Consider the following 19,337-nt stretch of genomic DNA (forward strand, 5'->3'; position numbering starts at 1 on the left):
GCAGGGCCGGTGCGGCCGCACCGGCCTGCCTGGGCTTATTGGTAGTTCAGGGAATAGACCACGCGCGTGACGGCGACGCCGGCAGTGACAGGGTCGCCGCTGATGCGTGCGTACTGTGCGAAATAGCGCAGTTGGGCGCCCCGGTTGGCGATGTCGACGGGAACCGGCTGCTGTCCGGTCACGCCCAGGCCGAGCGTGATCGGGGTCACGCCGTCAGCCTTGAGCAGGCCGATCTGCACATTGCCCGCGCCGCCGGCATCCAGCCTGAGCTTGCCGGTGCTGACATCGACCATGCCCCCATCTTCGAAGTAAGTGGATACCTTGGTGGCCGATCCCTGGCATTCCGACAGTGAAATCGTGAAGCCGGTGGTGCCCGCGGTAGCGCCGGCTTGCGGCAGGGCGGTTGTCTGGATATTGGGCAGCGTGACCGTGAAATCGCCGGTGTTGCCGCCGTTGATCTTGCAGGTAGTGTCCGAAACCGAGCCGTTGAACGTGATCGTGCCATCGGAGGCGAACGCGGAGTGGCTGCCCAGTGCGGCGCCAGCCAGGAGTGCAGCGGTAACAAAAGAGGTTTTCATAAGCATGGATTGTCAGAAAGGTGACCGAGGGCAAAAAGAAGGGGCGCGCCCTCAGAGACGCAGGCCCTGCATGGGCGGGGCTTACCTTGCTTGCCACGCGAGCCAGCGAAAACGGCTCAATAATTCGACAACCTATGTGTAACTCTATGTAATCAACCGATTGCGGCGATCGGCCGGAAAATCTAAAGGATTGCAAAGCCGGCCTGCATATCATCGGGAAAGCAGAATTCCGCCCAGACGTGCGTGGTAATCTTTCCCTGCGTTTCGTAAGATAACTATGGTCCCGCGTGACGGCGACATGCCGGAATAGCGGGGAGTACCGAGTGCCATATGCGCAAGATTTCCGATCTGTACGCCGGGCATCATTCTTGGTTGAAGGGATGGTTGCGCAAGCGGATGGGGGACAGCGATACCGCTGCCGATCTTGCGCAGGACACCTTTGTGCGGGTGCTCAGCAAACCTCCCCAGGGCGATCTGCAGGAACCACGGGCATATCTCACCGTCATCGCCAAGGGCCTGGTCTCGAACTGGTACCGGCGCCGTGCCATCGAAAACGCTTACCTCGAGGAACTGGCCTCCCGCCCGGAAGCCTATTCCGTTTCGCCCGAAGACCGCGCGCTGATGCTGGAAGCGCTGTTCGAGATCGACGCCATGCTCGATAAACTGCCTGCCAAGGCGCGTGAGGCTTTCTTGCTTTCCCAGCTCGACGAGCTTCCGTATAGCGAAATCGCACAGCGGTTGAATATTTCGCTCAGCACGGTCAAGCGCTATATCGTGCTTGGCTTTGCGCAATGCCTGGCGTCGATGGCATGAACCCGCAGAAAATCGATCCTGCCCTCGTGCAAGAGGCCGCCACGTGGATGATGCGCCTGTCGGACGAGAACGCCAGCGAATCCGACTGGGAGGCTTGGCGCAAATGGACAGCGCAAAGCCCTCAGCACGAACAACTGCGCCATCTTGCACAGGCGCTGACCGAGCGATTGCAACGTGTTCCGCCCAGTATCGGATGGCCCGCCCTGAACGCACCTCGCAACGCCAGCCGCCGCGCGGCCTTGAAAGCGGTTTCTGTGCTGCTGGTCGCGGGGCCTGCAACGTGGCTGGCTCTGCGCCTGCCGTGGCAGGAGTGGAATGCGGACTACGACACCGGCACGGGCGCGCGACGCGTCGTCGATCTGGCGGACGGCAGCCGGATCACGTTGGACACCGCCAGCGCGATCAACGTGGCGTTCACCGAGAGCCGCAGGCAGGTGACGTTGGTCGCCGGCCGGATTTTCGTAGCCACGGCGGCTGATCCGGCTGGCCGGCCCTTCACGGTCAGCACGCGGCAAGGGCAGGTGCGCGCGATCGGCACACGTTTCGATGTTCGCCAGAATGCGCAGCTCAGCCAGGTCGCCGTCACCGAGGGGGCGGTGGAAATCACCGCCGCGCAGGCCGATGCTTCCCCGGTGATTCTGCGGGCCGGACAGCAGGCCGGATTCTCGCGCACGGCGGTGGCCTCGCCCACCGCCGTGAACGAACAGGAATTGCTGTGGATCCAAGGCCGGATTCAGGTCGAGGACATGGCACTGGGTGATCTGATCCGGGAACTGGCGCGATACCGTCCTGGTATCTTGCGCTGCGATCCGCGCGTGGCGGCACTGCGGGTGTCAGGCAGGTATGACCTTGACGATACGGATCTGGCGCTGCGGTTGCTGGCGAGCTCGTTGCCGGTCAGCATCACGCGATTGAGTTCGTATTGGGTCACGGTCGGACCAAAGCGCGACTAGTTCGCGCCAGCCTCTGGCACGTGCTCGCCCTGGCTGGGCTGGCCTGCGTCACCGTGCCTGGGGCCCTTGCCCAGGGCAGCGTGGCCAGTGCGGCGCAAAAGGCTTATTCGATTCCCGCCGGGCCGTTGGCGCAGGCGCTGGGCCGCTACGCGCAGGCCGCCGAGATTCTGCTGTCGTACGCCCCGGCGCTGGTGCAGGACAAGACCAGCCCCGGCCTGTCGGGGGTGCACACGGTCGCCGATGGATTCGTGCAATTGCTCCAGGACAGTGGACTGATGGCGGTGGCCGATGGGCCCGACGGCTACGTGTTGCAGCCTGCCACGCAGCAGGCGGACGCGAGTGCGGATCCGGTCCCGATGCTGCGAGAGGTCAACGTCGTTGGCTACCCGGTGCGGGACGGCTATGCGGCCGCGACGGAGTCGTTGGCCACTGGCGTGCCGACGCCGCTGCAGCACATTCCGCAGTCCGTGCATGTGGTCACCAATCAGGTCATCCGGGATCAGCAGGCGCAGACCCTGGACGACATTCTGCGCAACATCGGCGGCACATCCGGCAACGCGCAGATCTACGGCTTCTCGACGGATGCCTATGAATTGCGCGGGTATACCGCGCGCGTGCTGCTCGATGGCGTCATCCCGCAGAATACATTCCGCGTGCCTGCCGTCGGCATCGAGCGGGTGACCGTACTGAAAGGACTGGACTCGGCGGCTTTGGGCGACATGGTGCAGGGCGGTGTCGTCAATGTCCAACTCAAGCAGCCTCAGCCGGAACCGGTGCGCGAGGGCACCCTGCAAGCAGGCTCGTTCGATCATGTCGGTTTGGCGCTGGACCTGGGCGACGTGATGGACGATACGCGCGTGCAGTACCGCCTGATCTTGTCGTCGGAACAGGCCGACCGCAATGCCGGTGGCTACCGGAACTTCCGGCAACGTTATCTGGCGCCGAGTATTGCGTGGGATGATGGCCGCACGCGCCTGGTGCTTGGGTTGCAGTATGTGGAAGGCCAATTGCCGGCTCGGCCTTTCACCGTGTGGCAGGCTGGCCGCCCAGCCAGTCTGGAGGGGCCATTGGGCAATGCCGACCTTCGCACCGATTTTCATCAGGTCCGCCCGTACTATCAATTCGAACAGAAGCTGGGCGCCGCGTGGTCATTCAACAGCACGGCAAGCCTGACCCGGCAATCTTCCACCATAAGGGGCTACAACGTCACTCCGGCCGATGTCTCGGGCAATGCGTTTTTCCAGGGGTATGTCAGCAAATATCGCCAGCAGGACGTGGTTTTGGACAACAACCTGAAAGGGCATCTGAACACCGGCCCGCTCAGGCACGACGTCACATTCGGCGCTACCCGCTATACGCTGGACTCCGATTTCAGTCAGGCGTTCATTCCCGGCACATGGGGCAATGTGTTTCGGCCGGATCTGCCTGTGCCCGCCTCTCGGCCTGGCGACTTCGTATTCAAGAGCACGGACGCATTGGACAGTATGCGCGTCTACGCGCAAGACTTCATCTCGCTGGGCAGGTGGCACGTCCTGGGCGGGTTGACGTACAACCGTACATCCGCGCAAGCCGGCTCATCCACGGCCTGGGCGCCGCGCGGCGGCATTGCCTATGACGTGACGCCGCAGGTCTCCGTCTACGGCAACATTGCGAAGAGCTTCTCGGTGCAACCGCTCGTGCTGAGCCATGGCGGGGTCGCGCCACCCGTGACGGGCAAGACGCTTGAAGCGGGGGTCAAGTTCGGGTGGCCCGATCTGCCGCTGGATGTCTCGATTGCGGTCTTCAAGGTGTCCCAGAACCAGTTGGCCCAGGCGGCGGCGGACGGCGTGGGCTACGAATTGGTCGACGGCGGGGACAGCCGGGGGGTGGAGTGGAATGTGCAAGGCCAGTTGGCGCCGGGCTGGCAGGTGATCGGCAGCTACACCTATACGAGCTATCGGCCATCCGCCGGGCAGATCAACCAGATTCCCCGCCATACGGCCAGCTTGTGGACAACCTACGCGTTCCAGCGACCGGCTTTGCTTGGCTGGGGCGTGGGGGCAGGGCTATATGCCCGTAGCCTTTATACCGTCGATGACCAGGGCCTGGGCCACTGGGCGTTGCCGGGGCAGGCGCGCACCGATCTGAGCCTGTTCTACCGCAAGCCGGCCTTTTCGGCGACGCTGGGCGTCAAGAACGTGTTCGATCGAAAACTGTACCTGGGGCACGCGTTGGCTACGCGCACGTTCCTGGAGCCCAGGCGGACGGTCATGCTGACGACGACATATGCGTTTTAGCGAAGAGCCTCAGGCGGCTCGCGTGCGTTGGTCGATCTCGGCGATGGTCTGGGCGAGCCACGTCCGGTGCGCCGGGAAATCGCCCGGCAGGTCTTCAAATTCCTCGCGCGCGGCCAGATAGGCATCGAAGTCGCGAAATTGCACCGCGTCCGCCGCTGCCCGCAAATCGTCCAGCGGCGCATCGGTTTCGTAGAGGAAGTCGAAGCGGTGCGCCCAGAATCCTTGTTCCGTCTTGGCCACGACGTCCACCGATTGCGGGTCTTCGATATTGAAACGGATGAACTCGCGTCCCGTCGCCGTGCTCCGCAGGGCGTAGACATAGCCGCCGTCGTCCCAGAGCGGCGCCAGGGCCGGTCCCTGCGGCGCGCGGGCGCCGTGATAGGAATGGAACGGCGGCCCCAAGCACGTATTGCGCAGTAGCGGATGCACGCAGTCGCCGCTGGCCAGCCGGACCAGCGGCGCCGATGCGCCCAGCGCCGCTAGGGCATCCAGGCGCGTCGCGGCGTCGATCACGCTCATGGCTGCACGTCGTACTCGATCGACCCCGCCACCACCGCCGCCAGCCCCGGCGCCTGCGTCAGCTTGTGCAGTGCGTAGGTCTGGGCAGTGGCGATCTTGGCCTGGTGAAAGGCCGGGTCTTCGGCCTGGTGGTCCAGCGACGCCAAGAGCGCGCGCGCCATCTGCCAGCCCGCCAGCACGGTGCCGGCCAGCAGCAGGTAGGGCACGGCCGAGCCGAACACGGCGTTGGGATGCGCGGCGGCATTGGCCACCACGAAATCCACCGTGTTGGCCAGCGCAAGGCGGCCCTGGCGCAGCGGCGTCAGCACCAGCCAGGCGGCCGGTTCGCTGCGCGCTTGCAGCGCTTCTTCCGTCTTGCGGATCTCTTCGATCAGCGCCTGCGCCACCGCGCCGCCGTCGCGCAGCGTCTTGCGGCCAACCAGGTCGTTGGCCTGGATGGCGGTTGTGCCTTCGTAGATGGTCAGGATGCGGGCGTCGCGGTAGTACTGCGCGGCGCCGGTCTCTTCGATGAAGCCCATGCCGCCGTGCACCTGCACACCCAGGCTGGCCACGTCGATGGACGCCTCGGTGCACCAGCCCTTGACGATCGGCACCAGGAATTCCTGCACCGCCAGGTGGCGGGCGCGGGCAGCCGGGTCGGCGCTGGCGTGGGCCAGGTCGGCGTGGCCGGCCGTGTAGTAGGCCAGCGCACGGCCGGCTTCGGTCAGCGCGCGCATCGTGCCCAGCATGCGGCGCACGTCGGGGTGATGGATGATGGTCACGGATTCGCGCGACGACCCATCCACCGGGCGGCTTTGCACCCGTTCTGCGGCATAGGCCAGCGCGTGCTGGTAGGCACGGTCGGCCACCGCGATGCCCTGCACGCCCACCGCGAAGCGGGCCGCGTTCATCATGATGAACATGGCGTCCAGCCCGCGGTTTTCCTGGCCCACCAGGTAGCCGATGGCGCCGCCCGCATCGCCGAACTGCAGCGTCGCGGTGGGGCTGGCCTTGATGCCCAGCTTGTGCTCGATCGACACGCAGGCCACATCATTGCGCGCGCCCAGCGTGCCGTCTTCGTTCACCAGGAACTTGGGCACCAGGAACAGCGAAATGCCTTTCACGCCCTCGGGCGCATCGGGCAGGCGCGCCAGGACCAGGTGCACGATGTTCTCGGCCAGGTCATGCTCGCCGTAGGTAATGAAGATCTTGGTGCCCGAAATCCGGTAGCTGCCGTCGCCCACCGGCTGCGCGCGGCTGCGCAGCAAGGCCAGGTCGGAACCTGCCTGCGGTTCGGTCAGGTTCATCGTGCCGGTCCACTGGCCCGAGATCATCGGGCCGATGTAGCGTTCGCGCAGCTCGGGCGAACCGGCCGTCAGCAGCGCTTCGATCGCGCCGTTGGTCAGCAAGGGGCACAGCGCGAACGACAGGTTGGCCGCGTTCAGCATTTCGGCGCAGGGCGCGCCCAACAGGCCCGGCAGGCCCTGGCCGCCGTACTGTTCGGGATGCGTCATGCCCTGCCAGCCGGCCTCGGCGTACTGGGCAAACGCCTGCTTGAAGCCCGGCGCAGTGGTCACCGCGCCGTCTTTCCAGGCGCTGGGCTCGCGGTCGGCAGGGTGGTTCAGCGGCGCCAGCACATCGGCGGCAAAGGTCGCGGCCTCTTCCAGCACTGCCTGGGCAGTGTCCGGCGTGGCTTCGGCGTATTCGGGTAGCGCCGCCACCTGCGGCAGGCCCGCAAGGTGGTTCAGCACGAACAGCATGTCTTTCACGGGGGCTTGGTACGTCATGGCGTAGCGCTCCTGGCGTGTGGAAGGGGAATCAGGTGGCATCGATCGCGCGGGTGGAACCCACCGCCGCGCGCAGTTCAAACTTCTGGATCTTGCCGGTGGACGTCTTGGGCAGCTCGCCAAAGCGCACCGCGCGCGGCACCTTGAAGCCGGGCAGCAGCAGCTTGCAGTGGGCGATGATCTCCGCCTCGGTCGCGCTGCAGCCGGGTTTGAGTTCGACAAAGGCGCAGGGCGTTTCGCCCCATTTCGGGTCCGGCATCGCCACCACCGCCACCGCGGCCACGGCGGGATGGCGGTACAGCGCGTCCTCGACCTCGATGCTGGAGATATTCTCGCCGCCCGAGATGATGATGTCCTTGCTGCGGTCCTTGATGCGGATATACCCGTCCGGCGTCATCACGCCCAGGTCGCCCGTATGAAACCAGCCGCCGCTGAACGCGTCTTCGGTGGCGCGCTCGTTCTTCAGGTAGCCCTTCATGCAGATATTGCCGCGGAACATGATCTCGCCCACGGTCTGCTCGTCGGCCGGCACTTCCTGCATGGTCTCCGGGTCGCGCACCGAGACCCCGGCCTGCAGGTGGTAGCGCACCCCCTGGCGGGCGGTCAGCGCAGCCAGTTGCTCGTCTTCGAGCGCATCCCAGGCTTCCTGGCGGGCGCAGACGGCGGCCGGGCCGTAGACCTCGGTCAGCCCGTACACGTGCGTCAGTTCAAAGCCGATTTCCTTCATCTTCGCGATCACTGCGGGCGCCGGGGCCGCGCCGGCCACCATCGTGCGCACCGTGTGGTCGATGCCCGCCCGCATCTCGGCCGGCGCGTTGGCCAGCGCGCTTTGCACGATGGGCGCACCGCAGTAGTGCGTGACGCCTTCGCTGCGGATCAGGTCGAACACCGTCTTCGGATCGAACTTGCGCAGGCAGACATTGACCCCCGCGCGCGCCGCCACCGTCCAGGCGAAGCACCAGCCATTGCAGTGAAACAGCGGCAGCGTCCACAGATACACCGGGTGCTTGGGCATATCCCATTCCAGGATATTGCTCACCGCGTTCAGGTAGGCGCCGCGGTAGTGGTAGACCACGCCCTTCGGGTCGCCCGTCGTGCCCGACGTGTAGTTCAGCGCAATCGCATCCCACTCGTCTGCCGGCGGCTGCCAGTCGAAGCGGGCAGGGGCCGCCGCCAGGAAATCCTCGTAATCCGTCGCGCCCGGCAAGGTGGCCGGGGCGCTGTCCAGGTCATGCACCGAAATCACCGTCAGGTGCGGAAATTCCGCGCGGGCGCGCTGCGCCACGTCGGCGTACTCGGTGTCCACGATCAGTGCCCGGGCTTCGCCGTGGCCCAGCATGAACAGCACGCTGGGCGTATCCAGCCGGGTATTCAGCGTGTTGAGCACCGCGCCCAGCATGGGCACCCCGAAATGCGCCTCGACCATCGCGGGAATATTGGGCAGCATCACTGCCACCGTGTCGCCGCGGCCAATGCCGGCCGCCGCCAGCGCCCCGGCCAGGCGCTGCGCCCGTTCATAGGTCTGGGCCCAGGTGCGCCGCACCTTGCCGTGCACCACCGCCAGGCGCTGGCCGTACACTTGCGCCGCTCGGGCAATGAAATCCACCGGGGTCAGCGGCTCATAGTTGGCGTCCCGGCGCGCCAGGCCGTGTTCGAACATGCTGCTCATCGTTGTCTCCTGTCGGGCGCATGGTGCGCCCGGATAGCCTGTGTGCGGAACGCATGATCGGAATCGCGGATCTTGCTGTCCGCGTGGGTCCGTTCTTTTGCTGTGTCCCGTTGCCGTATCCCGCTGCTTGCGAGTAGCGTATCCGTCGCCGGAGAAACCTGTCTGTCGCCTGCATGACAGACCTTCCGTGCACGTGCCAACTGCTAGTTTTACACGGTTCTTTCCATGTCCGATGTTTCAAACGCTGTTTCCGCCAACGCGCTTGCCGAGCTGTTCGGCGCCTGTGCCTGGTTCGGCGCGCTGGACGCCCCGCATCAAGCCCTGGTTCTGGCCACGTCGCATGCCGATCATGTCGCCAGCGGCGCCTGGATCGCGCGCCGCAACGCGCCGTCGGACTACTGGCTGGGCGTGCACGCCGGCCTGCTGAAGCTGGCCATCTATAACGAATCCGGGCGCAGCTGCACGTTCTCCGGCGTGCCGCCGGGCGGCTGGTTCGGCGAGGGCAGCGTCATCAAGCGCGAACTGCGCAAATACGACGTGGTCGCCATCCAGCCGTCGCTGGTCCTGCGGGTGCCGGTGGATACCTTTCACGCGCTGCTGGCGGCCAGCCTGCCGTTCTCGCACTTCGTGATCGGGCAATTGAACAACCGGATGGGCGAATTCATCGCCTCGATCCAGAATCATCGGCTGCTGGACGCCGATGCCCGCGTGGCGCAGTCCCTGGCGCAGCTGTTCAATCCGCAGCTGTATCCGTCCACCGACCTGACGCTGGCGATCTCGCAGGAAGAACTGGGATACCTGACCGGCCTGTCGCGCCAGCGGGTGAACCAGACGTTGCAGACGCTGGCGGATCAGGGGATTCTGAGTCTGGCCTACAACCAGATCCAGGTGCTGGACCTGGGGCGGTTAAGGCTGTTCGGGGCGGATCAGCTTTGAGGCAGTGAATCGCTCTTTCGCTTTTGGGCGGCGTGCTGAAGAGGTGCGCAGCCCATTCGTCAGACTACAGTCGGATACGTTGGCCAAAGACGGACGATGGTAGGCATGCCCGAAGCCAGTCTGATCGACTGCAAGAAGAAGTGATGGCGATCACGCCGGGCGGTGGTATACCGCTTCGACGTTGTAGCCGTCGGGGTCCAGGATGAAGGCGCCGTAATAATGCGGGTGATACTGCGGGCGTATGCCGGGCGCGCCGTTATCCCTGCCGCCGGCTTCCAGCGCCGCCCGATGAAAGGCATCGACCTCGGCCCGGCTGCGGGCCCGAAAGGCCACATGCACGCGCGGGGTGCTGGGCGTGCCTTGATGAATCCAGAATGCGCCGCCCGGGCCGTCACCGGCATCGCCGGGTTCGCCCATGCCGAATCCCATGCCGGCCGGCAGCGCCTTGCGTGGCACATAGCCGATCGCCGCAAGCGCGCTCAGGTAAAACGCCCGACTGCGCTCGAAGTCGCTCACGTTGATTTCGACATGGTCCAGCATTCGCAGCTCCTTGAGAGAGTGTGGGGAAACCCCGGCCCGTCAGCATAGGCTAACGAGCTGAACAGGAACGCTTCGATTTGCAACCCGCGGGCGAGGCCAGGCTAGGGTTCCACCAACGGCCAAACCTCGACCACCCCCTGCGCCACCGCACACGGCGTGCGCGACACCAGCGCTATCGCCTCGGCCAGGTCAGCCGCCTCGATGATGGCAAAGCCCGCCACCGGCAAGGCTGATGCCATGTAGGGCGCCGTGGTCGTTTCCACCCCCGCCGCGTCGTGATTGCGCACCTGCATCGGGGCGCCGGCAATGCCCATCAAGACGCCTTGGCGCCGCAAATCGGCATCGTGCGCGTGGGCGGCATCGCGCAAGGGGGCGGCGGTGCGGTCGTAGCCGGCCTGGTCTCCGTAGCCGATCGTGATGAACTTGGGCATGCGGGTCTCCTGAAAATGCGGGAGGCCGGCGTGGCAGCTAGCGCGCCGTGCTCTCCCATTGCACATGTTCAATGCGGTTGCGGCCGTTGTTCTTGGCCGCGTACAACGCTTTGTCCACGGTCTTGATGAAGGCATCCCGCGTGGCGTTGCCGTCAGGAATCAGGGTGCCCGCGCCCATGCTCACCGTGACGCGCCGGCCGTGGGGCGACAGCGCATGCATGATGGCTTTCTTTTCCAGCAGCCGTTGGCAGCGATCAGCCACTTTCAGGGCGGTCGCGGCATCGGCCTCGGGCAGCAGCACGACGAATTCCTCACCGCCGTAGCGCGCCACCAGATCGCGCGGGCCATCCAGCGCCAGGCTCAGCGTCTGGGCGATATCCACCAGGCATTTGTCACCCTGGGTGTGGCCGTACAAGTCGTTGTACTGCTTGAAGAAATCCACGTCGAGCAGCAAGATGGACAGGGGTTGGCGTTCTTTGCCAGCGCGATCCCATTCCAGTTCGAAACTGCTGTCAAAGCGGCGCCGGTTGGCAATATTGGTTAAGCCGTCCTTGAACGACAGGGCTTCCAGTTCTTTTTGCAGGTTCAGCAATTGTTCTTCGGTCTTCTTGCGTTCGGTAATGTCGAACATGAAGCCGATCAATGCCTGCACCTCGCCTTGCTCATTGCGCATCACATGGACGACGTCGCGAATCCAGACGTAGCCGTTGTCTTTGGTCAGGGCGCGGTAGTCGGCTTCATGGTCGACGCCCGCCTGGGATTGCGACACGCAGAAATTGACCACGTATTCACGGTCTTCGGGGTGCATGCGCATGGCCCAGTCTTCGACGCTGACCCAGCTGTCGACGCTCCAGCCCAGCAGTGCCTCGATCTGGGGGCCGATATAGGCGAATTTCATGGACGCCCAATCGATTTTCCAGGGAATCGCCTTGGTCGACTCCAGCAAGGTCTTGTATACCGCGTTGTCATTCAAAAGCGTGCTTGCGTCGGCCATGCCCCATCCGTCCTCGATCCACGTGAACAATCACTGTAGCCTGAAGCCCGTTCGCGCGGATTAGAATCCGGCGATTCCATTCCTGTTTTTCCGCGCCATGCCGCTACCTCCGGAACCGTACGCCCCTCGCCACATTGCTCATCTGGACACTTGGCACAGCGAGAGCCATGCGACCAAGATCTACACCATTCACTGCGACTCGGACAACGCCGGCCCAATCCTGTCCGACTCGGTCATTGCGTCGGTGCGCGTCGCCGTGGACGCCGTGCTGGCCGAGCAGGCCGCTGACCCGCGTAGCCATGGCCTGGGCTTCTGCATCGCACACGTCGGCGAAGAAGCCGTCTGGCTGCTGGTGGATTGGTGGATTTCGGGCGGCATCGTGTGCCAGCGCATGCTGTCGGCGCCGCTGGCCGATCCCGGCCGCTTCATGCCTGTCATGGCGCCCGCGCTGGCTTGCGTCTGGGAACTGGTGGTCACCGCGCACGAGCGCGATGCGTGGGTGCGGCACATGTTGACCGCCCGGCCTGATGCCCAGGCCTATCTGGATGACATCCTTGCGGCTGGGCGGTATTGACGCCGCCTTGGGGCAGGCGCCTCTTCATGCTCGCCTCAAGACTCGCAGACCCATCCCAAGGGCTCGTGTTGCACGGAAAACTGCAGCGACGGCCAGTAGCCGTCCATGAACCAGGCATCGTCAAGCGGCGCCAGGTGCAGGACATAGCCGCCATCAGCGGCCAGCACCAGGTCGGACGGCGCGAAACTTTGCAGGAAGGTGTCCGGCGGCGCGTCCGGGTCGGCGGGTTCGCGGCCGGCTTCCCATAGGTAGCGCAGCGCCGCTTCGGTGCGCACGGACAGGGTATCGGCGATGCGCGCGGCCTGTTCGAGCAGCGGCGCCGCCGATTGCGGGTCTGGCGCCAGCAGCACCAATCGAAGGCGGCCGCCGTGGGCCGCCGTGCAGTCCCGCCAGGTTTCCTGGGCGGCAATGCCGTCGTGCGTGCAGGGCTGCATGGCCGTCTGGCCGGCGTTCGAGCGATCGGTGTCCGTCATCGGGTTGTTCCTGCAAGGTCAGGGCGCCAGCCCGAATTCCTGCCTGCGGTCGAACAGGAACAGGCCTTCTTCATCCCACCCGGACGACCAGCCGCCCAGCCACAAGCGCATGGCGGCCACGGTGGGGTCATCGGCCGGCGCGGTCAAGCGGCTGCACAGCGGCCAGACGATCCAGCTGGAAACGTCATAGGTGGTGGCCAGGCGGTACAGCGGCTCGGAGAGAAAATAGTACGCCGCGGTCCCCGCCTCACCGGTTTCGCTTTCCGCCATGTCATCCATCGCATCGCGCAAGTCGACAAAGGGCGATTCGGCACGGGAATAGGCGTCGTTCAAGGACACCGCCGGGCGGGCCAGTATGCGCACCGGGCCGGCAGGGTCAGGCGTCTCGAACCCCGCGCGGCGGGTGATATCCACGCCCTGGCGCAAGATCGTCGTGGCCTGGTCGGCATCGATGGCCTGGGCCGGGGTCGAGAGATACGCTTCGATGCGGGCCAGCAGTTGATCGGCGCGGGGCAGGATCGCGAAGGCCCGCTTGCGCGCGTCGGCGCCGCTGGGCCAGCCGCCCGACCAGAAATTGAACAGCAGGCGAAAGTCATGGTCCAGGTCCGGCAGGGGATCAGGCACGCCTTTGTCGTCGGCTACTTCGTCCGGGTGATCGTTGTAGGAATCCAGGATCTGATGCCAGTGACGTTGCCATGCCAGGGGATCCTGCGGGACCGGCGTGCCGGCAGGTGGCGTTTGATTCGGCTTGCCTTCAAGAGTATTCACTGTGACCTCCGCAAGATATTGTCGAGAGATTATCGCTTGCCGGCATGCGCCGTGGCTGCAATGCCCAGTGGCCCGTCATGCCAGGTTGGGGGTTGCCCCGTTGCGGCTGCCGGTACTGATTGCCCGCGTTCGCCCTCACCGAAGCCGCTTGACCTTCCCAGCGTAGCCATCTTTACGCTGGCGATCTTGTTTCGATCAGACTCGCCAGGGGCGACACCATGCCGAAAATCACAGTTCTTCCCCATCCCGACCTCGCGCCCGCCGGCGCCGTGCTGGACGTGCCGACAGGCATGTCGCTGTGCGAGGCCTTGCTCGATCACGGCATCCCGATCGAGCACGCCTGCGAGCAAAGCCGCGCCTGCACGACGTGCCACTGCATCGTTCGCCAGGGGTTCGACACGCTCAATACCGTGGAGGAGACCGAAGAAGACCTGCTGGACCGCGCGTGGGGCGTCGAGCCGCAGTCACGCCTGAGCTGCCAGGCCGTCGTGGGGGCAGAGGACCTGACCATCGATATCCCGAAGTACACGGTCAATCACGCCAGGGAGACCTGAGCGGCGCATGCAGGCATGGCAAGCGTCTGCAAAAACAGGCGGATCCACACGCCGCAACGGCCGTGAAAAATGTTTGAAAATGTTTTCCGGCTGGGAATCAAGCGGCTTGAAATTGTAGTCTGGCAAGATATTGGCCTGCCGGCGGGTTCGCGCGGCCGGATTCATCTTGTTCGTAGAGGAGATTTCTTAGTGGTTCTATCCGCAACGATAGTATCGATCGCTTTCCCGTTTCGCCAGTTTGCCGCCAGCGTGTGGCGGCATAGGCGAGGCAGGCCGTGGCTGCCGCTGGTGATGGCGATGATGCTGAGTTGCGTGGCTTTATCCTGGCAGACTGATGCCAGGGCGGCAACGCCGCTGTTGCCGGCCGCGGCGGCCCCGGCGCCGGCCGCGACCGCTGCCCCCAGCGCGCTGTCTCCCGCCGCGCTGGCCGATCTGCTCGACAATCCCGACGCGCGCAAGGCCCTGGTGGATGCGCTGCGTGCGCAGGCGGCCGGGACGGACCCGGCCGCCTCGCGCGCGGCCTCGCAAGCGCCGCCCGCGCAGGCAACGCCCGGGTTGCAGGAGCGCATGGCCGATGACGTGCAGCGCTTCCTGACCGGCGTGGCCACCGACATGGGCCAGGGCGTGGAAGACATGGTGGCGCTGGCCTCGGGGCGCAGCCTGCGCATGGACAGCGGCACGGCGGGCCATGCCTTGATGCCGCTGCTGATGGCGGCGGTGGCCACGATCATCGCCTTCCTTCTGTTGCGCCTGATCGCGATGCGCATCTACACGCGCATTGACCATTGGGTGGCGGAACATGGCAGCAAGCCCGCCGCCCCGTCCGCGCGCGGCACGCCGTTGCCCATCCGGGTGCTGGGCCGGCGGGCGGGCGCAATCATCGGGGCCTTGGCGATCGACGTGGGCGTCGTGGTGCTGGCGGCGATGGCCGGCGGCGCGGCGGCCCTGTGGGGCACGCCCGGGCGCGGCTCGCTGGACACGCTGGCCGCCGTCTTCCTGCGTGCCTTCGTGTCGGTCGAGATCATCAAGGTGGTGATCCGCACGGTGTTCGCGGTGCGGCACCCGCACCTGCGGCTCTTGCCGATGGCCGACGAATCCGCCAGGTTCTGGAATGGCTGGCTGGTGCGCATCGTGGCGGCGGCCGGGTACGGCACGCTGCTGATCGATCCGGTGATGTCGGCCACGCTGTCGCCGGCGCTGGGCCGGCTGGCGGGCATGGTCATCATGCTGGCGGTCTATGTGTACGCCGTGCGCACCATCTGGCAGAACCGCCAGGCCGTGCGCGAGCATCTCGACCGCCGCGCCGCGGGGGCCGCCACGTTCCTGGGGGCGCGGCTGCATTTCCTGTCGCGCATATGGCATGTGCTGGGCATCGGCTACTTCACCGTTCTGTTGGTGGTCAGCCAGGTCGACCCCACCAACGCGCTGCCCTTCATGGCCCGGGCCACGGCGCAGACGCTGCTGGTGATCGGCGTGAGCAGCCTCTTGATCCTGCTGCTGAACGCCTTTCTGGCCAAGCCCATCCGGCTGTCCGACGACCTGCGCCAGCGCCTGCCGCTGCTGGAAGCGCGCGTGAACGCCTACGTGCCGGCCTTGCTGAAGCTGGTCGGCTGGATCATCCGCATCGTGGCGGTGTTGCTGATTCTGGATGCCTGGCGCGCCTTTGACCTGTCGCGCTGGCTGGCGTCGGACGCCGGGGGCGCGGCGATCAAGGTGACGCTCAATATCGTCATCGTGCTGCTGATCGCGGCGCTGGCCTGGACCGTGATCGCCAGCATCATCGAACATCGCCTGAGCCAGCGCGAAGGGCGGGGCATGCCCAGCGCGCGCGAACGCACGCTTCTGGCGCTGTTTCGCAATGCGGCGCTGATCGTCATCGTGACGATGACGCTGATGGTGCTGCTGTCGCAGATCGGCATCGACGTTGGCCCGTTGATTGCTGGTGCCGGCGTGGTGGGCCTGGCGATCGGCTTTGGCGCGCAGAAGCTGGTGCAGGACATCATCACCGGCGTCTTCATCCAGCTGGAAAACGGCATGAACGAGAACGACGTGGTGCAGGTCGCGGGCGTGTTCGGCACGGTCGAGAAGATGACCATCCGGTCCGTGGGCATACGCACGCTGGACGGCGGCTACCACCTGGTGCCGTTCTCGTCGGTGGACGTGGTGGCCAACCACATGCGCGACTTCTCGTACCACCTGGGCGAATACACCATCGCGCACCGCGAAAGCGTGGACGATGCCATCGAGCATCTGCGCGCGGCGTTTGCCGAGCTGATGACCGATTCGGTACTGGGACCCGAAATCCTGGAAGAGATGACGGTGGCCGGGGTCACGGCCGTCAACGACAAGGGCGTGACCATCCGCATCCTGATCAAGACCACGCCGGGCATGCAGTGGGCGGTGCAGCGCGGCTACAACCGCTTGCTCAAGAAGCACTTCGACGCCGCCGACATCGAGCTGCCGTACCCGCACACGGTGGTGTACTTCGGGCAGGACAAGCGCGGCTACGCGCCGCCGGCCAATGTGGCCGTGCAGACCGAGCGCCCCGACGAGGGCGACAACGCCCGGGCGGCGGGACACACCCGCCGTCCCCTGGTGCCGGAATCCGGTGCGGACGATTCGGCCGAGGTGCTGGGCAATGAGCTCGAAGCGCGGCAGGAAGCCGAGGACGAGACGCCGCGCACGGAGCGGTGACTGGCCTGCCTGGCCAGAGAGGGCATCAGGGTGATGCGATGCAGGCGGAACGGGCCGCCCGGTTGAAGGGCTGCGAATGAGCGCCGAAGTTTGGCGCCATTATTCCCCTTAAATTCTGGCGTTGGGATTGATTATCCAGAATTATTATTGCCGCCTGCATCGCATTTGAATCGTGACCTTCTTATTAAAAAAGAGAGCCCCTATGCCCGTCCGATTTCCATACGGTCCCGTTGATTACACCGTGCCGGACAGCCGGTTTATTGCTGCTTGGGATCGATGGTTTGCTTATTTTGACGGCGACGCCAATCGGGATCCACAGTTGGACGGCATGCCGATATCCAATGCCGCGGTAGGACTGGCAGAGCAGATGACCAGGGGGCGGATATTCTCTTTGGATGTGCTATGCCGCCTGCTGGTGCCGTACAGAAACACCATGCAGGCGACACGCGAATTTCGTACGAGCAATGCCCATCTGCTGGTTGAATACTCAGCCCGGCATGGCACCACGGGGCGTCATGTGAATCATGTACGCCTGTCTGATGAAGGGCAGAAATTATGGGCATCGCTCTCGTCGAAGGACAGGGACGATATCGATGCCCTGATTGCCGCGGATATTGAAGACTCCGGTAAAGGTCTGATCGATGTCGGGTTGCCTGGCACCGAGATCGTGCCGTTCAATTCGCCACGCGCCGTTGCCGCAATCGCAGAGGTGTCTGTGCAAGCGCTGACCGTTGCCCTTGTCGACGCGATCGACCAGGATCCGTTCGTGGCCCACTATCGCGGCAAGCCGACGGGAACGCCTGCGGTCACGGGGTGGTCGGCCAGATTGCAGGGCTACTTCTGGCCCAATCCAGGCGTAGATGCCAGGGTCACCGGCCTTCGATTGCGTCCCATGCTGGAAAAGGCCGCAGTGCTTCAGAGTTCTGCCATGCAAGGTCGGGCATGGACCGAGGCCGAGGGGGTTGCGGCGGTACAACTGGCCAAGGACATCTTCCAATGGGGTGGCGTGCCGCAGCCGGACGTGACGGTGCGCAAAGTGCGCGCGGTATTCGACAGCGTGAATCGCGGCGAACGCGTCGGTGACGCGCTGATGAATAGCGGCTGGACCAAAGTGGCAGCCTTCGCAAGCGCAGCTTGCGGTTCGGGCTGCGAACAAGTCATTTGGGATAGTCGCGTTGCGCATTCCCTCTTGCGGCGGCTTGATGCCATTCTGGTGGCTTCCGGCGTTGAAGACGTGCCAGATTGTCTGGTCAATCTGGGCCGCGTCCCAGGACGAGCCGGAACGCGCGTCGCGCCGCGCTATCGCCTCAACTGGCCCAATGGCTACCAGAAGTGGTCAACCCAGTTTGCCGGTAGCGCATTTGTCAGAGGCGTGCGCGACGAGCTGAATCGGCGGCCCGATGTTTATCCCGTGGGCCCCGCCAATGAGGGCGCGGTCTGGACGACCAGAGAAGTTGAGATGGTGTTATTCATGGATGGCTATTGAGCGGCCGACGTTTTTGAGGCGGCAATTGCTGCAGCTTGGGGTGCCGGCAAGTCTCAAGCGGCAGCCATGGATTTCCGGGATGCCGTGGGGACTAGCCGTCTACGCCGCAATCACCGGTGCCGGGGTCTCGGCTGAAATGCCGTGGCTGGCGTCAGCCCATTCGATCCGGTTGCGTCCCGCCGCCTTGCCCCGGTAGAGCGCGGAATCGGCTTGTCGCAGCGCGTCTTCCAGCCCCTGCACGCCATGGAAGTGGGGCGAAATCCCGATGGTGACGGTGCAGCGCAGCCATTGGTCGGATCCCGCCACCTTGATGGCCTGGCTTTCAATGTTGGCACGCAGGCGTTCGGCCAGGAACGTGACGCCTTCCGTGTCGGCATCCAGGAAGATGGCCACGAATTCTTCCCCGCCGATACGACCCGTCAGGTCGCCGCGACGGACGGTGGCGCGCAGCAGGTCGGCCACCTGGCAGATGACCTCGTCCCCGGCCTGGTGGCCGTAGGTATCGTTGATGCGCTTGAAATGATCCACATCCAGCAATAGCAGGCAGGCCGGCGCGGCCTGTCGTGCGTTGAAGTACTGCTTGAGCGCATCCGCCAACCCGCGGCGATTGAGCAGGTTCGTCATGGGGTCGCGCGCCGCGATATTGCGCAGGCTGTCGGTCAGGCGCCGCAGCACCAGCCAGACGATGGCGGGCGGCACGATGGTGGCCAGGGTGGACATGTAGATGTAGAAGATCATCTGAAAGCGGCTGTCCATGTGCAGCGCATCCAGGCCATCGTCCACGATCTTCATGAACTTCAGCGCGTTCAGGACACAGATGCCGCCGATCAGCAGCGAGAAGAAAATCATTTCTCCGTACAGGTCTTTGGCAAACGTGCGCACGCCGTAGATCACGGTCAGGGTCATGGCAAAGAACAGCACGGTCGCCATCGCCGCCAGCATGGCGTAGCGGGCGGCGGGGCCGGCGCTTGCTTGCACCCACCATTGCGCCAGGCCGTAGGCCACGGCAAAGGCGATCAGTGGCCGCCACAAGGGAACCTGGCGCCCAAAGAAGCGCATGGCGCCCAGCCAGTACGCAATCGGGGCGGCGAGCGTAAGAATATGGTTGATGACGCTCATCAGGCTCCAGGCCGGCCCGCCTTCGAGCAATTGCAGGATGTAGGCCGACGCCAGCAACAGGTTGCCCACGGCAAAATAATCCATCCCCATCCGGTTGCCGGGCAGGCGACGGCTGATCAATAAGAACATGCCGGAAAAGCACAACAGGTGTGCACACAGCATGGCGACGAGCGTAGAGGCAACCATAACGGGGA

General features: G+C 64.9%; 18 protein-coding genes. 8 read left to right on the top strand and 10 right to left on the bottom strand.

Going from position 1 to position 19,337, the window contains the following annotated elements; all coding sequences use genetic code 11:
- Window positions 1-35: 35 nt before the first annotated feature.
- A complete protein-coding gene (locus tag U858_RS0101680) occupies window positions 36-584 on the bottom strand; it encodes a fimbrial protein (RefSeq protein WP_232786468.1) in 549 nt (182 codons plus the stop codon).
- Window positions 585-908: 324 nt separating this feature from the next.
- On the opposite strand from U858_RS0101680, the gene U858_RS0101685 reads away from it, so the two are divergent.
- From U858_RS0101685 to U858_RS0101695, 3 genes are read left to right on the top strand one after another with little or no spacing between them, the layout of a single operon-like run.
- Window positions 909-1,391: a sigma-70 family RNA polymerase sigma factor gene (locus U858_RS0101685; protein WP_025135460.1), complete on the top strand. Its 483-nt coding sequence runs from the start codon at window positions 909-911 to the stop codon at window positions 1,389-1,391.
- The gene (locus tag U858_RS0101690) at window positions 1,388-2,344 is read left to right on the top strand and encodes a FecR domain-containing protein (protein WP_025135461.1); all 957 of its coding nucleotides are present in this window, start codon (window positions 1,388-1,390) and stop codon (window positions 2,342-2,344) included. Before U858_RS0101685 ends, U858_RS0101690 begins: the two co-directional genes overlap by 4 nt.
- 20 nt (window positions 2,345-2,364) lie before the next feature.
- The gene (locus tag U858_RS0101695; protein WP_025135462.1) at window positions 2,365-4,620 is read left to right on the top strand and encodes a TonB-dependent receptor; all 2,256 of its coding nucleotides are present in this window, start codon (window positions 2,365-2,367) and stop codon (window positions 4,618-4,620) included.
- Window positions 4,621-4,629: 9 nt separating this feature from the next.
- Here U858_RS0101695 and U858_RS0101700 read toward each other — a convergent pair whose 3' ends face one another.
- From U858_RS0101700 to U858_RS0101710, 3 genes are read right to left on the bottom strand one after another with little or no spacing between them, the layout of a single operon-like run.
- Complete coding sequence (locus U858_RS0101700; protein WP_198529693.1) at window positions 4,630-5,133, bottom strand: hypothetical protein; 504 nt, start codon at window positions 5,131-5,133, stop codon at window positions 4,630-4,632.
- A gap of 2 nt (window positions 5,134-5,135) precedes the next feature.
- Complete coding sequence (locus U858_RS0101705) at window positions 5,136-6,905, bottom strand: acyl-CoA dehydrogenase (RefSeq protein WP_025135464.1); 1,770 nt, start codon at window positions 6,903-6,905, stop codon at window positions 5,136-5,138.
- Between the two features lie 31 nt (window positions 6,906-6,936).
- On the bottom strand, window positions 6,937-8,574 hold the full coding sequence (locus tag U858_RS0101710; protein WP_025135465.1) for an acyl-CoA synthetase: 1,638 nt from the start codon (window positions 8,572-8,574) through the stop codon (window positions 6,937-6,939).
- Between the two features lie 225 nt (window positions 8,575-8,799).
- Here U858_RS0101710 and U858_RS0101715 point away from each other — a divergent pair, with 225 nt between their 5' ends.
- On the top strand, window positions 8,800-9,510 hold the full coding sequence (locus U858_RS0101715) for a Crp/Fnr family transcriptional regulator (protein ID WP_025135466.1): 711 nt from the start codon (window positions 8,800-8,802) through the stop codon (window positions 9,508-9,510).
- A 150-nt stretch (window positions 9,511-9,660) separates the two neighbouring features.
- On the opposite strand, the gene U858_RS0101720 is transcribed toward U858_RS0101715, so the two are convergent.
- The 3 genes from U858_RS0101720 to U858_RS0101730 all read right to left on the bottom strand — a co-directional run bounded on the left by U858_RS0101720 (window position 9,661) and on the right by U858_RS0101730 (window position 11,475).
- Window positions 9,661-10,050, bottom strand: coding sequence for a VOC family protein (locus U858_RS0101720; RefSeq protein WP_025135467.1), 390 nt, complete (start codon window positions 10,048-10,050; stop codon window positions 9,661-9,663).
- A 101-nt stretch (window positions 10,051-10,151) separates the two neighbouring features.
- Complete coding sequence (locus tag U858_RS0101725; protein WP_025135468.1) at window positions 10,152-10,481, bottom strand: YciI family protein; 330 nt, start codon at window positions 10,479-10,481, stop codon at window positions 10,152-10,154.
- A gap of 37 nt (window positions 10,482-10,518) precedes the next feature.
- Window positions 10,519-11,475 (bottom strand): sensor domain-containing diguanylate cyclase, encoded by a 957-nt coding sequence (locus tag U858_RS0101730; protein WP_025135469.1) that lies wholly within the window; start codon window positions 11,473-11,475, stop codon window positions 10,519-10,521.
- A 97-nt stretch (window positions 11,476-11,572) separates the two neighbouring features.
- Here U858_RS0101730 and U858_RS0101735 point away from each other — a divergent pair, with 97 nt between their 5' ends.
- Window positions 11,573-12,049: a hypothetical protein gene (locus tag U858_RS0101735; RefSeq protein ID WP_025135470.1), complete on the top strand. Its 477-nt coding sequence runs from the start codon at window positions 11,573-11,575 to the stop codon at window positions 12,047-12,049.
- A 35-nt stretch (window positions 12,050-12,084) separates the two neighbouring features.
- Here the strand turns inward: U858_RS0101735 and U858_RS0101740 are convergent, their stop codons facing one another.
- Together U858_RS0101740 and U858_RS0101745 are read right to left on the bottom strand one after the other, a co-directional pair.
- Window positions 12,085-12,522 carry a hypothetical protein gene (locus U858_RS0101740; RefSeq protein WP_025135471.1) on the bottom strand — a complete coding sequence of 146 codons (438 nt, stop codon included), beginning with the start codon at window positions 12,520-12,522 and terminating at the stop codon, window positions 12,085-12,087.
- 18 nt (window positions 12,523-12,540) lie between these two features.
- Entirely contained in the window at window positions 12,541-13,290 is a 750-nt protein-coding gene (locus U858_RS0101745; RefSeq protein ID WP_025135472.1) for a hypothetical protein, read from the bottom strand.
- A 218-nt stretch (window positions 13,291-13,508) separates the two neighbouring features.
- Here U858_RS0101745 and fdx point away from each other — a divergent pair, with 218 nt between their 5' ends.
- The 3 genes from fdx to U858_RS0101760 all read left to right on the top strand — a co-directional run bounded on the left by fdx (window position 13,509) and on the right by U858_RS0101760 (window position 18,024).
- A complete protein-coding gene (fdx, locus tag U858_RS0101750; RefSeq protein ID WP_025135473.1) occupies window positions 13,509-13,844 on the top strand; it encodes an ISC system 2Fe-2S type ferredoxin in 336 nt (111 codons plus the stop codon).
- 291 nt (window positions 13,845-14,135) lie between these two features.
- Entirely contained in the window at window positions 14,136-16,538 is a 2,403-nt protein-coding gene (locus U858_RS0101755) for a mechanosensitive ion channel domain-containing protein (protein ID WP_029953438.1), read from the top strand.
- 202 nt (window positions 16,539-16,740) lie between these two features.
- On the top strand, window positions 16,741-18,024 hold the full coding sequence (locus U858_RS0101760; RefSeq protein ID WP_025135475.1) for a hypothetical protein: 1,284 nt from the start codon (window positions 16,741-16,743) through the stop codon (window positions 18,022-18,024).
- Between the two features lie 99 nt (window positions 18,025-18,123).
- Here U858_RS0101760 and U858_RS33535 read toward each other — a convergent pair whose 3' ends face one another.
- Window positions 18,124-19,329 (bottom strand): diguanylate cyclase, encoded by a 1,206-nt coding sequence (locus tag U858_RS33535; RefSeq protein ID WP_025135476.1) that lies wholly within the window; start codon window positions 19,327-19,329, stop codon window positions 18,124-18,126.
- Window positions 19,330-19,337 lie beyond the last annotated feature (8 nt).

Source organism: Achromobacter sp. DH1f, from assembly GCF_000633435.1.
GTDB classification, from domain to species: domain Bacteria; phylum Pseudomonadota; class Gammaproteobacteria; order Burkholderiales; family Burkholderiaceae_B; genus Achromobacter; species Achromobacter deleyi.

What these genes read in the sequence shown, in the direction of transcription:
- U858_RS0101740 (WP_025135471.1), bottom strand. Translation starts at nt 12,522, where the DNA reads ATGACGGACACCGATCGCTCGAACGCCGGCCAGACGGCCATGCAGCCC.
- U858_RS0101755 (WP_029953438.1), top strand. Translation starts at nt 14,136, where the DNA reads ATGGCGATGATGCTGAGTTGCGTGGCTTTATCCTGGCAGACTGATGCC.
- U858_RS33535 (WP_025135476.1), bottom strand. Translation starts at nt 19,329, where the DNA reads ATGGTTGCCTCTACGCTCGTCGCCATGCTGTGTGCACACCTGTTGTGC.
- U858_RS0101730 (WP_025135469.1), bottom strand. Translation starts at nt 11,475, where the DNA reads ATGGCCGACGCAAGCACGCTTTTGAATGACAACGCGGTATACAAGACC.
- U858_RS0101715 (WP_025135466.1), top strand. Translation starts at nt 8,800, where the DNA reads ATGTCCGATGTTTCAAACGCTGTTTCCGCCAACGCGCTTGCCGAGCTG.
- U858_RS0101685 (WP_025135460.1), top strand. Translation starts at nt 909, where the DNA reads ATGCGCAAGATTTCCGATCTGTACGCCGGGCATCATTCTTGGTTGAAG.
- U858_RS0101680 (WP_232786468.1), bottom strand. Translation starts at nt 584, where the DNA reads ATGCTTATGAAAACCTCTTTTGTTACCGCTGCACTCCTGGCTGGCGCC.
- fdx (WP_025135473.1), top strand. Translation starts at nt 13,509, where the DNA reads ATGCCGAAAATCACAGTTCTTCCCCATCCCGACCTCGCGCCCGCCGGC.
- U858_RS0101760 (WP_025135475.1), top strand. Translation starts at nt 16,741, where the DNA reads ATGCCCGTCCGATTTCCATACGGTCCCGTTGATTACACCGTGCCGGAC.
- U858_RS0101690 (WP_025135461.1), top strand. Translation starts at nt 1,388, where the DNA reads ATGAACCCGCAGAAAATCGATCCTGCCCTCGTGCAAGAGGCCGCCACG.
- U858_RS0101705 (WP_025135464.1), bottom strand. Translation starts at nt 6,905, where the DNA reads ATGACGTACCAAGCCCCCGTGAAAGACATGCTGTTCGTGCTGAACCAC.
- U858_RS0101725 (WP_025135468.1), bottom strand. Translation starts at nt 10,481, where the DNA reads ATGCCCAAGTTCATCACGATCGGCTACGGAGACCAGGCCGGCTACGAC.
- U858_RS0101710 (WP_025135465.1), bottom strand. Translation starts at nt 8,574, where the DNA reads ATGAGCAGCATGTTCGAACACGGCCTGGCGCGCCGGGACGCCAACTAT.
- U858_RS0101735 (WP_025135470.1), top strand. Translation starts at nt 11,573, where the DNA reads ATGCCGCTACCTCCGGAACCGTACGCCCCTCGCCACATTGCTCATCTG.
- U858_RS0101720 (WP_025135467.1), bottom strand. Translation starts at nt 10,050, where the DNA reads ATGCTGGACCATGTCGAAATCAACGTGAGCGACTTCGAGCGCAGTCGG.